Source organism: Streptomyces sp. NPDC048295 (genome assembly GCF_040652135.1).
Classification (GTDB): Bacteria; Actinomycetota; Actinomycetes; order Streptomycetales; family Streptomycetaceae; genus Streptomyces.
Genome location: NZ_JBEZLL010000007.1, coordinates 180,235 through 195,164, shown reverse-complemented (window position 1 = coordinate 195,164; position 14,930 = coordinate 180,235). Strand labels below are relative to the sequence as shown.

14 protein-coding genes, 1 other RNA gene and 1 pseudogene are annotated in these 14,930 nt (G+C 70.5%); 5 read left to right on the top strand and 11 right to left on the bottom strand.

The features are described 5' to 3' along the window. Positions 1-62 precede the first annotated feature (62 nt). Complete coding sequence (locus tag AB0D53_RS13090) at positions 63-1,505, top strand: RNB domain-containing ribonuclease (RefSeq protein WP_362444392.1); 1,443 nt, start codon at positions 63-65, stop codon at positions 1,503-1,505. On the opposite strand, the gene AB0D53_RS13085 is transcribed toward AB0D53_RS13090, so the two are convergent. Next, positions 1,450-2,073, bottom strand: a complete 624-nt coding sequence (locus tag AB0D53_RS13085; protein WP_362444389.1) for a hypothetical protein — start codon at positions 2,071-2,073, stop codon at positions 1,450-1,452. The genes AB0D53_RS13090 and AB0D53_RS13085 overlap by 56 nt on opposite strands. Further along, on the bottom strand, positions 2,070-2,813 hold the full coding sequence (locus AB0D53_RS13080) for a MerR family transcriptional regulator (RefSeq protein ID WP_362444386.1): 744 nt from the start codon (positions 2,811-2,813) through the stop codon (positions 2,070-2,072). The genes AB0D53_RS13085 and AB0D53_RS13080 overlap by 4 nt, the downstream gene beginning before the upstream one ends. Before the next feature lie 179 nt (positions 2,814-2,992). Between AB0D53_RS13080 and AB0D53_RS13075 the strand changes: the two are divergent. Both AB0D53_RS13075 and rnpB read left to right on the top strand, forming a co-directional pair. Further along, a pseudogene (locus tag AB0D53_RS13075) lies at positions 2,993-3,559 on the top strand (Uma2 family endonuclease); the annotation flags it as partial. Positions 3,560-3,617: 58 nt separating this feature from the next. Further along, an RNA gene (rnpB, locus tag AB0D53_RS13070) (RNase P RNA component class A) lies at positions 3,618-4,019 on the top strand. A 711-nt stretch (positions 4,020-4,730) separates the two neighbouring features. Here the strand turns inward: rnpB and tgmC are convergent. From tgmC to AB0D53_RS13050, 4 genes are all read right to left on the bottom strand, one after another. Then, complete coding sequence (tgmC, locus tag AB0D53_RS13065; RefSeq protein ID WP_362444383.1) at positions 4,731-5,894, bottom strand: ATP-grasp peptide maturase system methyltransferase; 1,164 nt, start codon at positions 5,892-5,894, stop codon at positions 4,731-4,733. Further along, a complete protein-coding gene (gene tgmB, locus AB0D53_RS13060; protein WP_362444380.1) occupies positions 5,891-6,850 on the bottom strand; it encodes an ATP-grasp ribosomal peptide maturase in 960 nt (319 codons plus the stop codon). Before tgmB ends, tgmC begins: the two co-directional genes overlap by 4 nt. Positions 6,851-6,855: 5 nt before the next feature. Next, positions 6,856-7,116: a putative ATP-grasp-modified RiPP gene (tgmA, locus tag AB0D53_RS13055; protein WP_362444377.1), complete on the bottom strand. Its 261-nt coding sequence runs from the start codon at positions 7,114-7,116 to the stop codon at positions 6,856-6,858. Between the two features lie 80 nt (positions 7,117-7,196). Continuing rightward, on the bottom strand, positions 7,197-7,403 hold the full coding sequence (locus tag AB0D53_RS13050; RefSeq protein WP_362444374.1) for a hypothetical protein: 207 nt from the start codon (positions 7,401-7,403) through the stop codon (positions 7,197-7,199). 340 nt (positions 7,404-7,743) lie between these two features. Here AB0D53_RS13050 and AB0D53_RS13045 point away from each other — a divergent pair, with 340 nt between their 5' ends. Together AB0D53_RS13045 and AB0D53_RS13040 are read left to right on the top strand one after the other, a co-directional pair. Further along, positions 7,744-8,997, top strand: a complete 1,254-nt coding sequence (locus tag AB0D53_RS13045; RefSeq protein WP_362444371.1) for a helix-turn-helix transcriptional regulator — start codon at positions 7,744-7,746, stop codon at positions 8,995-8,997. Between the two features lie 16 nt (positions 8,998-9,013). Then, a complete protein-coding gene (locus AB0D53_RS13040) occupies positions 9,014-9,367 on the top strand; it encodes a hypothetical protein (protein WP_362444368.1) in 354 nt (117 codons plus the stop codon). A gap of 252 nt (positions 9,368-9,619) precedes the next feature. On the opposite strand, the gene AB0D53_RS13035 is transcribed toward AB0D53_RS13040, so the two are convergent. From AB0D53_RS13035 to AB0D53_RS13015, 5 genes are all read right to left on the bottom strand, one after another. Next, positions 9,620-10,147, bottom strand: a complete 528-nt coding sequence (locus AB0D53_RS13035; RefSeq protein ID WP_362444365.1) for a GNAT family N-acetyltransferase — start codon at positions 10,145-10,147, stop codon at positions 9,620-9,622. 70 nt (positions 10,148-10,217) lie between these two features. Next, positions 10,218-11,246, bottom strand: coding sequence for a LacI family DNA-binding transcriptional regulator (locus AB0D53_RS13030; protein ID WP_362444362.1), 1,029 nt, complete (start codon positions 11,244-11,246; stop codon positions 10,218-10,220). A 58-nt stretch (positions 11,247-11,304) separates the two neighbouring features. After that, the gene (locus AB0D53_RS13025) at positions 11,305-13,155 is read right to left on the bottom strand and encodes a glycoside hydrolase family 36 protein (protein WP_362444359.1); all 1,851 of its coding nucleotides are present in this window, start codon (positions 13,153-13,155) and stop codon (positions 11,305-11,307) included. A 5-nt stretch (positions 13,156-13,160) separates the two neighbouring features. Continuing rightward, positions 13,161-13,976, bottom strand: coding sequence for a carbohydrate ABC transporter permease (locus tag AB0D53_RS13020; RefSeq protein ID WP_362444356.1), 816 nt, complete (start codon positions 13,974-13,976; stop codon positions 13,161-13,163). Continuing rightward, entirely contained in the window at positions 13,973-14,929 is a 957-nt protein-coding gene (locus AB0D53_RS13015; protein WP_362444352.1) for a sugar ABC transporter permease, read from the bottom strand. The genes AB0D53_RS13020 and AB0D53_RS13015 overlap by 4 nt, the downstream gene beginning before the upstream one ends. Between the last annotated feature and the right edge of the window lies 1 nt (position 14,930).

Below are 14,930 nucleotides of genomic sequence, written 5' to 3'. Positions count from 1 at the left end.
CCGGGACCGGCCGGGCCGCCACCCGGGATGCCGCCCGCCCCGCCCCGCCATACGCTCGGTCCATGCCCCGCCGCCATCTCCGTATGACCGGGCCGGCCGACACCCCGCTGGGGGCGTCCCTGCGCAAACTGCGTACCGAGCTCGGCTTTTCCGACGACTTCCCGCCCGAGGTCCTCGCCGAAGCGGCACAGGCGGCGAAGGACCCGGCGGTATCGGCCCACGAGGACGCGACGGATCTGCCGTTCCTCACCATCGACCCGCCCACCTCGACCGACCTCGACCAGGCCATGTACCTCGAACACCGCCGACGCGGCTACCGGGTGCACTACGCCGTCGCCGATGCCGCCGCCTTCGTACGCCCCGGCGGCGCACTCGACACCGAGGCCCACCGCCGGGTGACGACCCTCTACTTCCCCGACGGCAAGGTGCCGCTCCACCCCACCCTGCTCTCCGAGGGCGAGGCCAGCCTCCTGCCGGGGCGCACCCGGCCCGCCGTGCTCTGGCGGATCGACCTCGACACCGAGGGCGGCACCGTCGCCACCTCGGTACGCCGGGCCCTCGTCCGCAGCCGTGCCAAGCTCGACTACGCGGGCGTCCAGCGGCAGATCGACACCGGCACCGCCGAGGAACCCCTCGCCCTGCTCCGCGACATCGGACGGCTCCGCGAGGAGCAGGAGGTCGTCCGAGGCGGCATCTCCCTCGACGTGCCCGAGCAGGAGATCGTCGAGCGCGACGGCGGCTACGGCCTGGAGTACCGCGCCCCGCTGCCCGCCGACGGCTGGAACGCCCAGATCTCCCTGCTGACCGGCATGGCCGCGGCCCACCTCATGGCCGAGACCGGCACCGGCATCCTGCGGACCCTGCCGGTCGCCCCGGACGGCGCCGTGGCCCGGCTCCGCCGCTCCGCCGAGGCGCTGCACATCGACTGGCCGCACCACGTCCCGTACGCCCAGGTCCTTCGTTCCCTCGACCCGCGGAAGGCCAGCCACGCCGCGTTCCTCCAGGAGTGCACCACCCTGCTGCGCGGCGCCGGCTACACCGTCTTCGAGCACGGCGAACTCCCCACCCCCGCCGTCCACGCCGCCGTCGCCGACCTCTACACGCACTGCACCGCCCCGCTGCGCCGCCTCGTCGACCGGTACGCGGCCGAGCTGTGCCTGGCCGCCGTCGCGGAACAGGACCCGCCCGAGTGGGCCCGCGCCGCGCTGCCCGGCCTGCCGAAGGAGATGGCGGACGGGACCGGGCGCGCCAACACCGTCGAGCGCGAGTGCGTCGACCTGGTCGAGGCCGCACTGCTCAAGGACCGGATCGGCGAGGTCTTCGACGCGGTCGTGGTCGACGTGTCGGAGCGGGAACCCACCACCGGCACCGTCCACATCGACGACCCCGCCGTCGTCGCCCGGATCGAGGGCGGCGACGCGAGGCTCCCGCTGGGGGAGCGGCTGCGGGTCAGGCTGGCCCGGGCGGATCCTGGCTCGGCGAAGGTGCTCTTCGCCCCCGCGTGAGCGCGGCCACGGCGGCCCCCGGATCATCCGCGTGGAACCGGACCGTCCGCGCGAGCCCCCGCTTCCCCAGCGGCCGTACGAACTCCACCGGACCGGCCAGCTCCACGGTCACCGTCGTCTGACCGCCCACGACCAGGTCGAGCACCCCGTCCGCGCCCAGCAGCACCGGCCCGCCCTCGGGAAAGCGCCGCTCGACCCGCGCCCCGGCGACCGCACCGGCCGGAATCCGCAGGTCGAACCGTCCGCCGTAGCGAATCCGCAGCGCGCCGTCGGCCTCCACCACATGCGGCCGGGTCACGCACGCGGCATGCATTCCCAGCACGAACAGCACCCCGTACACATCGAGTACGAGCAGTACCCCGTGCACCACCGGCCACGGGACCAGCAGCGCCAGCATCACCGTCTCGACCAGGGAGACGAACAGCAGGCCGTACATCATCGCCGTCTGCGGCCCCGTGTACGGGACGGCGAGGGCGTCCTCGGGCACGGCGTGCCGCCGCCGCAGCACCCAGAGCCCGAGACTGTGCAGGGCGCGCATCTCGTGCCCGACGAGCCGGCGCACGCTCATCCCACCGCCCTCCCCGCCACACGAGCCGCCAGGGCCGCCATCACCCGGCGCACCACCTCGGCCTGCGCGGGCGCGTAGTCGTCGAGCAGCGCCGCACCGAGCCCCGTCACGACCGGCCCGTCCGAGGGGATCGCCGCCAGCACGGCGTCCGGCACGGCGGACGCCAGCTCTGCGGCGAGCGGGGAAATCCGGGGATCGTCCACGGCCGCCCCGGCCAGTGCGTCGAGCCGTTCGTACAACGCGTGCACGGCCGGGTCCTCGGCCAGCGGTGCCAGCGCGGCGTAGATCTCGCGGCCGACGCCCGTGGTGTCCAGCAGTACGAGATGCTCGCGGTCCTTGGCGGCCATGGGGGAGCCGGTCGCCGGAGCCGTGCCCAGCAGCTCGGCGAGGGCCGGCGACACGGGCTCCTCGGCACAGACGGGACCCTCCAGCAGCCGGGCCAGCCGGCGCCGCCGCTCCCGGATCCCGCTCTCCTGCCGGGCCAGATCCGCGTCCAGCTCCGCCAGCACGTCCATGAGCTCGCGCCCCGCCGTATCGGCGAGCACGTCCCGCACCTCGTCCAGCCCGAGCCCGAGCTCGGTGAGCCGCCGGATCCGGGCCAGCACCACGGCGTCCCGCACGCTGTAGACGCGGTAGCCGTTGGAGCGGCGCACGGGCTCGGGAAGCAGCCCGATGTGGTGGTAGTGCCGGACCGTCCGCGAGGTGACCCCGACGAGCGCGGCTATCTCTCCGATACGCATGGAGCCAGTAGAAACCTTGACGCTGCGGCAGGGTCAAGCGCGCACCGCACCTCTCCGTATCCGACAACCCCGCGCCCGCCTGTGCCACGATCGACGGGCGCACTCCCATCTCACGGACGGCGGGTCCATCGATGTCCCAATCTGGCGAGCGACCGAGGAAGGGGCGTGACATGACTGCCATGCCGCATGAACTGCTCGCGCAGGCGGACGTCCTGCTGGAGGGCTTCCTGGCGCTGGATACGCCGGAGGGCTTCCGGGCCGAGCTGATCGATGGGGAAATCATCGTGACGCCGCCGCCGGACGGGGACCACGAGGACTGCATCAGCCTGATCGTGAAGCAGGTGATCAGGCTGGCCCGGACCGATATGGACTATTCCGGAAACAAAGGGCTGAAGCTGGCAAGCGGCGGACGCTGTCCCAAGAACCACGTCATCCCCGACGGCAACTTCGCCCCCACCGCGCTGCGTCTGTACCGAGGAGCGGAACCCTGGATGCCGTGTGACGGGGTGGCCCTCGTCGTCGAGGTCACCTCGACGAAGCCGCGGGCGGACCGCACGGACAAGCGCCACTGCTACGCCCGCGGCCCCATCCCGCTCCACCTCCTGGTCGACCGGGAGGAGTCCTCGCTGACGCTGTTCAGCGACCCGGAGGGCGACGACTACCGCCAGCACTGCACGATCCCGTTCGGCAAGCGGCTCACTCTCCCGGCGCCGTTCGCCTTCGACCTGGAGACCGAGGAACTCATCCGAACCCGGCCCCGACCGGCCGCCCTCGGCGGACGGGTAGCATGGTCGGCACGGCAGACGAGCCGGGCGGACGGCCGCGTGGGGATCCTCGGATCTCCCCGAGGAACGTCCGGGCTCCACAGGGCAGGGTGATGGCTAACGGCCACCCGGGGTGACCCGCGGGACAGTGCCACAGAAAACAGACCGCCGGGGACTTCGGTCCTCGGTAAGGGTGAAACGGTGGTGTAAGAGACCACCAGCGCCTGAGGTGACTCAGGCGGCTAGGTAAACCCCACCCGGAGCAAGGTCAAGAGGGGCCGTCGCAAGACGGCCCTGCGCGAATGATCGAGGGCGGCCCGCCCGAGTTCGCGGGTAGACCGCACGAGACCGGCAGCAATGCCGGTCCTAGATGGATGGCCGTCTCCCCGGCCGCCGCGAGGCGACCGGGCGACAGAACCCGGCGTACAGCCCGACTCGTCTGCCTCTCAGGCCCCTGGCCTGAGATATCGCAGGCCAGGGGCCTTTTCTCGTGGAATCGCGGGCGTCGCCTCACCCCGTTTCGTACCGGTTCGAACCGAACTTCGCCGCTACGAAGGTAGCCATCGAGGCAGCCACTCCGGGCGGCTTGGCGTGGGCGTCGGCTGAGCTGGGGAGGGGCCTTCCCTGCCACCTGTCCATGCCTCGGTATCTCCCGTTGCTGTCCCGGGGGATCGGTCGAGTTTTACTCGTCGAGCCAGGCTCGAATGCCGCCCGGGTCCTGCGCGGGCGCGTCGAAGGGGATGATCGGGGCAGGGGGCGAAGTGGCCGGCAGAGCCGCCTTCGTCGGTCCCGCTCGGACCCTTGGGGCAGGCCACAGAGTCCTGGGGGCCTTCCCGGGGAAGGAAAGGAAGTCCTCGAAGCAGACCCATGCTGCTGGCGGGACCGGAGTGTTCTGCGCATAGTCGATCAGGGCGTTGAGGACCGCCAGAGCGTAGCGAGTGTCGCGGGCCAGCCACGTCAAGTACACCCGCCGAGCCCATGGGTCATCGCATATGCCGTTACTCACGGGCGGACAGTGTGCCCCAGGTGGTCCACCGGGTGGGAGCCGTTTCAGAGGCATGGCACGGGCCGGCGCGAAGTTGCCCGATCCACGCGTCCCGGCGCTCGGGCCACTGGGAGAGCGGTTCGTCGTCCATGTCCGGAGGGTAGTGGGTCAGGTGATCCGGTGCTCCCAGTACAGGGAGGGGGCCTGGCCGATCCAGTACCGGTGGCACGCGGGCGTCACACGGAGCCGTACGGAGTCGATCTCCGGCGCCCCGGCGTCCTGCCAGGCGACTAGGGAGCGTTCGACGTCGTCCCACAAGGCCACGGGTCCGCCTTGGCGGACGGTCCAGATCTCGCCGTCGGTGAGGAACTCGGCGAACGATTCCCGGTCCGGATCGAAGAGGTACCGCAGCTGTGTCCCGTCGCTGCACGCAGCGCGGACGAATTGCATGCCAGGGGCGGCAAGCTGCGCGAGGAAGGCGGGCATCCACTCCTCCAGTACGAGGGGAGAGACCAGCGTGGCCCGCTCGCTGTCCGCGTACGCGGTCCGCGCGGAGAGGTCGCCCGCCACGGGGGTCGCTGCCTGGGCCCGCGCCTGCATGAAGGAAGACCGCCCGATGATGACGCCCTCGGCTGTGCCATCGTCGCCGACGGTGACCTTCGCGAGACCGGTTCCCCAGGGCCAGGAGCCGACCGTGCTGAGGATGATTCCACCGGGCCTGGTCTGCCGGATCCACGTGTACGGGATGCGACGGACTGCGCAGGTGGCGATGACCCGGTCGAACGGGGCCCGGACCGGATGGCCGAGGAGTCCGTCGCCCGTCATCGTCCACGTCGGATAACCGACCGTTTCCAGGGCGGCATCGGCGCGTGCTGCGACCTGCGGGTCGACCTCCATCGTGGTGACGTTGTCCTCGCCGAGGTAGTGACACATCAGGGCGGTGGAGTAGCCGGTGCCCGTGCCGATCTCCAGGACGCGGTGTTCTGCCGTGAGGTTCAGGGCCTCGATCATGCTGACGACCGTGGTCGGGTCGGTCGAGGACGAGGTGGGCACGCCTGCGACGGGCTCGCCGACCTGGTCGGCGGTGAGATGGCCGTCGAGTTGAGTGGTGAGGGTCTCGACGCTGTAAGCGATCTTCAACCATTCATCCGAGGCAGTGCCGAGCGCGGTGACGGGCCGCCAGGTCCGTCCCTCGTCGAGGAAGACGCCGGGATGGAGGAACTGCTCGCGCGGCACAGTTTCGAGGGCTTCCCGCAGCCAGGGGGATGTGAGAACGCCCTTGCTCACCAGAAGGGTGGCCAGGCGGTGCCGCTCGGGCTCTGAGTCGTTCATCGGCTGTCTCCTTGCATGAGTAGGTCAGCGAAGGCCGCAGACATCGGAAGGCCGATTTCCGTCTCCAGCCACCCCCATTGGCCGTTGGGGTTCAGCTCCAGCCACCAGTAGTCGCCCCCTCGGTCCACCGAGAGGTCGAAGCTTCCCGATGCCAGGCCCAGCCGGTCCAGGTAGGTGTGCAGGGCTCTTTCCACCTGGCCCGGGAGGTGCTCGACGGTGTAGGTGAGGGCGCTGTAGTCCTTTCGCCAGTCCAGGAGGTCGGAGTCGATGCGTACGGCGAACGTATGCCGGCCGACGATCAGCACCCGGACGTCGGCGACCTTGTCCACGCGGGCTTGGAACAAGTGGGGGGTGACCCGGACGCTGTCGTCGATCTCGTCGACGGTGACCGGGTCCGCCCAGCCGGTCACCGGCACGCTGTCACGCGTGTAGGGGGTCCATCGCAGTGTCTTGAAGATCGCCTGCTTTTGAGCGTGGACGAACTCGCGGGCCTCGTCCGGGTCGTTGGTCACAAGGGTGGGCGGGATGGTGAAGCCGAGCTGCTGGGCGAGAACGAGCTGCGCGGGTTTGTAGTCGGCTGCGGCAACGCGCAGGGGGTGGTTGACCCAGAGCGGGCCGCCCAGAGCGTAGAGGGTGCCGCCGAGTCCGTAGCGGACTTGCGCCGCTGCGAACCGGGAGTCGTCAGGGGACAGGTGGGCAAACCTGGGCCACTCCGGGCGGCGCCAGTACACAGACCGGATCTGCGTCACATCAGCAGTTCTCGACGGGGTGCGCACCTGCCCGACCACCGGGGCCGGGCAGGTGCCGAACCGAGCCGAGACCGTGAGGTTCTCGCCGATGTCGGCGGGGTTGAACCGGACCACCGGCACATTGCGTCCGTTGAGTTCGGCAATCACCATGTCGGCGGTGATGTCGTCCGCCTCGGTGGCAACCAGAACCGGCCTCTTCTCGGTCATGGCCATCAGTCCTGGTTGCTGTCCTGATCGTGACCCTGGTCGTTCCGGGAGTCCGAGTTCGTCGTCGTGGAGGTCTCGGTACCGGAGCTGGTGCCGTGCTTGCCCATCTCGACCACATGCCCGGCGTGGTCGCGGAACACCCCGAGCTGCGTCTTGGGGTCGACGGCGACCGTGGCGTGGGGTCGGCGGATGATCGTCGGGTAGGGCTTGAGTCGGCCTGCACCCCATGGTCGTGTGGGGGAGGGGAGTGCGACAGGGGCGGTCATGAGACTCCTTGGGTCGAAGTGGGTGGTGCGGAAAGCCGCCCCGCCTCAGGGGGCACGGACGGCGCTTTGTGGGCAGCGGTTCAGGGACGAGCGGCCTGGATGTTGTCGGCCGCGGTCGTCCACTCGACTCCGGACGCGGGTCGGATGTCCGCGATCCGGACCGTGCCGTGGCTGTGGAGCTCGTGGGTGACGGCGACGAGCACGCCCTCCCCGCGCGAGGCGATGTCACGGACACCCGTGTCCAGGAGTGGGTGATGCTCATAGCCGTCGGAGCCGACCGGGTTCACTCCTGCGACTCCTGCCGGGTCTCGACGCGGCGCATGAACCTCTCCCAGCCGCCGGCTGCTCGTACCCGCAGAGCCCGGCTCGGCGCACCTGGCTGGGGCTCCGGGGACGTGTACGTACGGCCACTGGCGCCAGAATTTCTGCAGGGCAGTTCGGAGTTTGTCACGCGGTTGCTCCTCTCCGTGGGCAACCGCCCGGAGGGGCCTTCGGCCTCCGGGCGACGTGTGACCAGTGAACGACGATCCGTTACCGTCTCCCAGAGCGAACCCCGTGCGTTGCCCAGGCGTTTGCCGGGCATCGGGTAGCGCGATTGGGAGAGATTCTCTTCGTGAGAGGAGTCCAATGGCTTTACGACGTAGGCGCTTTGCCGAGCGGCGGGTGGCGAAGGGCTACTCTCAGGAGGAATTCGCAGAAGCGCTTACGGTGGCCGCGTCCACCGTGGTCCGCTGGGAAAGCGGCCGTGCCACCCCGCAGCCGCACCAACGTTCCAAGATCGCCAGCCTGTTGGGAGTCGCCCTCTCCGAGCTGGAAGGGCTTCTCTTCGAAGAACAGCCGGCCGAAACCGCCGTGCTTCCTGGCACCCCGCCCCTCCTCCACGGTGATGATGACGATATGAAGCGCCGCGATGTTCTGGGCCTGCTCGCCGTCACGGGCGCGCTGGTCACCCTGCCCGGTTCGAACGAGGCATCTCAAGGACACGCAACAGCGGCGCTCCTGAAGACAGGGGAGGAACTGCACCGCAGCCTGTGGCAGGTCTTCACCCTCTCGGACTCCAAGCAGGCCGTCTTCCCGGCGGTCCGCAGGCAACTCGACGTCTTGGCGAAAGGCCTGGCCGAGGCGCGCACCGCAACGGACCGGGCCCGGCTGTGCGCGATGACAGGCGACCTCTACCAGCTCGTCGGCGAGCTCTTCTTCGATGCCAACCGATATACCGACGCTGCCCAGTGCTACACGCTGGCTGCCAACGCTGCCCATGCCGGTGGCGACCACGACCTCTGGGCCTGCGCCATGACCCGTCATGCCTACGTCGAGCTGTACGCCCGCCGCGCACCCGCCGCCCAGCCCCTGTTGGCCGTGGCCTCCCGGATCGCCCGGCGGGGCGACACTGCCCTGTCCACCCGGCACTGGGTCGCTTCTGTCCAGGCTCAGGCGTACGCGGCCATGGGCGACATCGACGGCTGCGACCGGGCTCTCGACGAGGCAGAGAAGGTGCACTTCCTCGACGGCCACTTCCACAATGGTGGCTGGCTCCGCTTCGACGGTTCCCGCCTCCCCGAGGAACGAGGAGCCTGTTACCTCCAACTCGGCCGCCCCGACCTCGCGGAGGACGCTCTCATCGCAGCCCTCGCCCAGTCGCTTTCGCTGCGCCGCCGTGCCGCTGTCTTGAGTGACCTTGCCGTCCTCGGAGCGCATAGGGGCGATGTCGATCAGGTCGTGCAGTACGCGGAGGCCGTGCTTGGCCTGACCGAGCGCTCGGACTCGGGATTCATCGGCAAGAAGCTGGACGGGCTTCGAAGGCGCCTTGCCCCGCTCATGACCGATGGCCGAGTCTCAGATCTGGATCACCGAATCGCGGCGCTTTCGCGCACCGCATGACGAGAGGGACACGCGCATGAGTGACGGTCGAATCTTCCGCGAGGCGTGGATCGCAGGGGTGACCAGGTACTACCCTGGCGAGCCGAAGCCCGGCTACATCACGCCGTGGGGTGAGATGCCCGAATGGGAGCGCGAGGCCGCCGCTGCCGTGTACGGACAGGTGCGCGACTTCATCAGCGTCAGTGAAGGGCATGCCGCACGGCTTACGCGTGAGCAGAAGGGCCGCTTCGTCGCCATCTGCTGGACCGCCCAGATGTTCAAGCACTTCGAGGACCCGAAGCCCGGATACGTCGCCGACTGGGCCGAGCTGCCGACCTGGCAGCAGGAGACGGACTCGGACATCTTCGAGTGCATCGAACAGACCGTCTGAGCCCTGGGAAAGACGAAGCCTCCGTCCGGACTCTGCCGGGCGGGGGCGTCTCCTTGCGTAGCCGTCAAGGTAGCCACAAAGGTGCCTTCCCTGTGTGTTTGCGCAGGTCATAGCGCTGTGGTGACTGTCCCGGGCCTACAGCCCGACTCGTCTGCCGCCACCTGCGGTTTTACACCGAGTAGGGCCCCTGGCCGGGGCCCGGCGTGTCGTCGGCCCCGACACCTGGAACGCACTGACTCGCTGTGTCCCGGCTCAGCCGAGGCCGTCCCCCGGCGTGGAGTTGCGGGTCATGCGCACGTTGGGCAGCCGTCCTCGCCAGATCTCCCGTTCGCCTGTGGCCCTGAATCCGTAGCGCTCGTAGAAGCGGACCGCGCGCTCGTTGTACTCGGTGACCCACAGGCGCATGGGTGCGCTTCCTGCCCAGGCCAGGAATTCGCTCATCATTCGCCCTCCGACGCCTTCGCCCTGGGCCTCGTTCAGCAGATACATCGGCCCGAGGGTGACCACGTCGTCCCGGCGGCCGCAGAGGAAACCGACGATCTCCGCGCTGGAGCGGACGACACGGCAGAACAGCAGGTCCGGCCGTTCCTCCACCGCCGCTATGAAATCCCGCCACTGAGCGATCCCTTCCGCGGCGGCGGAGGAGCCTCGGTGCTCACGTATCCATTTCTCGTCTATCCCCGCCTCCTCGTTGGGATACGTCTGCAGCCAGGCCCTCAACTGCACAGGGCCCAGGGACTCGGCGTCCTCGGCGCGGGGGGCTTCGATCACATGGGCCATGGCGGCCTTCCTCGACGGTGCCCGGGGCATCTCGCACGGCTCGGGCGAGTGGTGTGGCGGGCGGCAGCCGCTACCGCTCCGGCGTGCTGCCGCGCACGACCGGTTCCGCGGGAAGCAGCAGCCCGCTCGCCGGGGTGGCGGCGGGGTCCTCGACGGCGGTGATCAGCCGGTCGACGAGGGTGTGGGCGATGGCGGCCAGGGGCAGGCGCGCGCTGGTGAGGGCGGGCTGGAGCAGCGTGCAGAGCGGGATGTCGTTGAAGCCGGTGACGGCGATGTCCTCGCCGACGGCGAGGCCGGCGGCGCGGACGGCCTGGTAGGCGGACAGGGCGAGCCAGTCGCTCGCGCAGACCAGCGCGGTCGGGCGGTCGGGGCCGCTGAGCAGGCGCTCGACGGCGTGGGAGAGCGCGGCCGGGTCGTCGTCGGGGACGCCGACCTCGAAGGCGCCGTCGGGGGCGGCGGCCGCGGCTTGCAGGAAGCCGGCTCTGCGGTCGGCGAGCCAGGGCAGGGACGCGGCGGAGTTGAGGTAGCAGATCCGGCGGTGGCCCTGGTCGAGCAGGAGTCCGGTCAGGGCGGCGGTGGCGGCGGTGGAGTCGATGTCCACCCAGTTCTGCGGGCGGCCGGGGGCGGTGCGGCCGAAGGCGGCGAACGGGAAGCCGGCCTCGGCGAGCACATCGACGCGGGGGTCGTCGTGGACGACGTCGGAGAGGACGAACCCGTCGACCTGGCGGGCCGCGATCAAGCCGTTGAAGGACCTGGCGACTGCTCCGGCGCCCTGCCGGGGGTCGGAACGGAACACCAGGATGCGATGTCCGACGGCATCGGCGGCCGTCACCAGTGCCTGGAGGAAGCCGCCCATCAAGGGGTTGGGGTCGGCGGGGTTGTCGGCGGGGGCGGGGTAGCCGATGACCTTGCGGGTGCCGGTGCGCAGGCTGCGGGCGGACTGGTCGGGCTGGTAACCGAGTTCGTCGATGGCGGCGGTGACCCGGGCGAGGGTGGTGGCGCGCAGCCGGTGGGGGGCGTTGAGGGCGTTCGAGACGGTCTGGCGGGAGACTCCGGCCGCGTGCGCGACGTCCTCGATGGTCACCTGTCGAGCGGTCATCGTTCCTCTGTGGTCGGCGGGCTGGGGGCGGCCGGTGGCCGCCCCCGGCCCCCGGTCGTCAGTGCTCGCGGGTCAGGGTGAGCAGGCCACCGGTCGGCACGGTCACCGGGTTCACCCCGGCGACGAGGTCGAGAACGGTCTCCGACAGGATCTCACCACGGCAGTCCTGGACGCGGGCGAGGGTCTGTTCGGGCCGGGTGGCGGTCAGGAGCACCACGGGGTCGCCGTCCGCGTTGGCGACGAGCAGGGTCTGCGGGCCGTCCGCGCCACGCCGGTCCGGGAGGGCGACGGGCAGCGGCGCGTAGCGTGCGACCACGGTGGTGCGGTGGTCGCGGGCGCGGACCAGGGGGTAGCCGAGGTCCGGCCTGGCGGGTTCCAGGATGCCGAGCTGGAGGACATCGGCGTACCGGCGGAAGACTCCGAGCCAGAAGCGCAGCGTGGCGAGCTGGCCGGGGTTCTGGGCGGCCAGGTCGACGGAGATCTGCGGCACCGAGAACAGGGCGTTGACGAGGTGGACGGCGACGGACTCGGGCGTTTCGGCGGAGTGCCACGTGATCATGTCGGCGTGGACGGCCAGCGGGCCCGCGGTGAGCCGGCAGTCGACGGTGCGCTGACGGTTCTCGGCGGGGCTGAGCGGGCAGTCGGTGGCGCGGACCATGGTGGCGTACGGCCACAGCCCCGGGCCGACGTAGGGCTGGCGGTGCTCGACGATCACGTCCGGCCGGGTGCGGCGCAGGCGGGTGTCGAGGTCGGCGAGCAGCTGGAGCACGCCCTCGTGGACGGCGGTGCGGTCGGCACCGGCCGGGGCGGGCGGAGGGTCGGTGACGGCGAAGCGGTCGATGAAGTCGAGCTTCAGACCGTCCATGTCCCACTGCTCGACGGCGCGGGAGACCTTCTCGACCAGGTAGGCGCGGACCTCGGGGTGACGCGGGTCGAGCACGGCCGCGTCCAGGTGGGGCTCCTCGCGCAGGATCATGCCCCGGAAGCGGTCCCAGGCGTCGTTGTGCCGGCCGATGAACGGCAGCGCGTACCAGAGAAGGTAGGCGAGGCCGAGCCGGTGGACCTCGGCGACGTGGGCGGCGGGGTCGGGGAAGGCCACCGGATTGGGCTCCCAGTCGCCGCAGTGGCCGTAGCCGCGGGCGCGGTCGGTGGTCTGCCAGCCGTCGTCGACGATGATGCTCTCGCAGCCGACGGCCGCGGCGAGGGCGGCCTGGCGTTCGACGGCGGAGGTGTCGACGTTCTGGTGGAGGCTGTACCAGGTGGAGTAGGCGGGCATCCGGGCGGCGGGCGCGATGCCGGGGTGGTCCAGTCCCTCGGCCCACCAGGCGGTGACGGCCTGCAGGGTGGCGGCGAAGTGACGGCCGCCGAGGTCGATCCGCAGCCGCAGCGGCGTCCCGTCCGGGGCGAGGTCCTGTTCGACGGTGAAGGCGAACTCGCCGCTCTCCTCCACCACGCCGGCGCCGACGCGCACGGGTGCGGAGGTCTCGCAGGCGGCGGTGCACAGGGCGCGGTCGTCGGCGCCGACCAGACTGGCGACGGGGGCGCCCAGGGCGAGCGAGACGGTCCGGGGGGCGATCCAGGACGGCGGCAGCCAGCGGGAGGCGTTGGTGTCCGGGGTCCAGTAGGCGGTGGCCCCGACGCAGGGGATCCGCCATTCGGCGCGGACGGTGGCCCCGGCCGATGCCGTGACCTCGATCAGGGCCACGCCGTCGCCGGCCGGGGTGACGGCGGTCTCCAGCCGGTCGCAGCCGAGCCCGGTGAGGTGGACGGTGAGCGGGGCTCCGGTGGAGTCGGACAGCCCGGTGACGAGCTGCTGGTGGACGACGGTGCCGGTGGTCGCGTCGGCCGGCGTGCCGGGGCGCCAGACCGGGACGGGCTGCTGCGGGACCGCGGGTGTTTCGGTGGTCACGGTGGTCACTCCTTGGTGGCCCCGGCCAGCAGGCCGGAGATGAACTGGCGTTGCAGGACGAGGAAGAGGGCCATCACGGGGACGGCGGCGATGGCGGCGGCGAGCAGGACCTGCGCGTAGTCGGTGGTCGCGAGGCCCTGCAGGGTGGCGGTGGCCACGGGCAGCGTGTACATGTCGGGGCTGCGCAGCGCGATCAGCGGCCAGACGAACTGGTTCCAGCCGCCGAGGAAGACGAACAGCGCGAGCGCCGCGATGACCGGCCGGTTGACCGGGATGACGATCCGCCACAGCACCCGCAGTTCGCCGGCGCCGTCGACGCGGGCCGCGTCTAGGAGTTCGTCGGGCATGGAGCGCAGTGCCTGCCGCATCAGGAAGATGCCGAACGGGGTGACCAGGCCCGGGAGGACGACGGACTGGTAGGAGTCGATCAGTCCCAGCTTCATCATCATCTCGAAGATCGGGATGAGCATCACCGTGTCGGGGAGGACGAGGGTGCTGAGCAGCAGGACGAAGAAGAGATTGCGCCCGCGGAACTCGAACTTGGCGAAGGCGTAGCCCGCGAGGACCGAGACGACGACCGCGCCGACCGTCTGGACACCCGCCACCAGCACGGTGTTGAACAGGACACGGGAGAGCCCGATGGAATCCTGGAGCCCCTGGAGGTTCTCCATGAGGTGACCGCCGGGCAGCAGCTTCGGCGGCCAGGAGAACACGTCGCTGTTCTTCTGCGTGGCGGCCATGGCGAGCCAGTAGAACGGACCGACGCAGAGCCCGAAGGCGCTCGCGAGGAGCAGGGTGAGGAGAAGGCTGCGGCGCTTCACTTGCGCTCTCCCATCAGGCGGACCTGCAGGAAGCCGAGCACGGCCACGATCAGCGCGAGCGCGTAGGCGAGGGCCGAGGCGTAGCCGAAGTCGAAGTATTTGAAGCCGTTGTTGTAGAGGTACATGGTGACCGTCAGGGTGGAGTTGTCGGGGCCGCCGCCGGTGAGGACGTACGGCTCGTCGAAGAGCTGCAGGGTGCCGATGGTGGAGAGCACCACGGTGAGGAGCAGGATCGGACGCAGCTGGGGAAGGGTGATGGAGACGAAGCGGCGGATCGGTCCCGCGCCGTCGACCTTCGCGGCCTCGTACAGCTCCTGGGGAATGCCCTGGAGGCCGGCGAGGTAGATCACCGCGTTGTAGCCGGTGTAGTGCCAGGTGATGACGAGGACGACGCCGACACGGGCCCAGAAGGGGCTGCCGAGCCAGTTCACCCGGTCGATGCCGAACAGGGAGAGGACCCAGTTCAACAGTCCGGCGTCGCGGTTGAGGATCACGGAGAACATCACGCCCGCGGCGACCAGCCCGGTCAGCGAGGGGACGAAGACGCCGAGCCGCCAGAGCGGGCGCAGCCAGACCTTGGTGGAGTCGAGGCCGAGGGCGACGAGCAGGGCCAGGCCGAGCATCAGAGGCACCTGGACGACCAGGATCAGCGCGGTGTTCTTCAGCGCGGTCCAGAACAGCGGGTCGTTCAGCAGGCGCTGGTAGTTGTCGAGCCCGGTGAAGTGCCGACCGGCGCCGTTGCCGGTGGTGAGGCTGATCCAGAGCGAGGCGACGACGGGGTACGCCTTGAAGACCGCGAAGCCCAGCACGGCGGGCATGATCAGCAGGTACGGGACGGAGGCGCGGGTCAGCAGCCGGCGGCGGTCCGGGCGGGTGCGGCCGGCCCGGTCGGTGGTGCCGCGGCCGTCCGGGGCGGCGGTGGCGGGAGCGTGTTCGGACGGGGCGAGGGACATG